Raw genomic sequence first — 222 nt, forward strand, 5'->3', positions numbered from 1 at the left:
CCAAGATAACCAAGGCAAGAAAACAGCCGGAGTGGATGGAGTGATAGCGATATCCCCGAAACAAAGGTTCACCCTTGGTGAGGAAATCAAAGGAAACTTCAAAGCTAAACCACTACGGAGAGTCTGGATACCAAAACCCGGACGCGATGAAAAACGCCCTCTGGGAATCCCGACGATTCGAGATAGAGCCAAGCAAGCCTTGGTCAAGATGGCAATGGAACC

General features: G+C 49.5%; 1 pseudogene. It reads left to right on the forward strand.

The features are described 5' to 3' along the window. Window positions 1-222, forward strand: a pseudogene (locus tag LKE08_RS02420) (reverse transcriptase); the annotation flags it as partial.

Source organism: Lyngbya sp. CCY1209 (assembly GCF_035615495.1).
Taxonomy (GTDB): Bacteria; Cyanobacteriota; Cyanobacteriia; order Cyanobacteriales; family Microcoleaceae; genus Limnospira.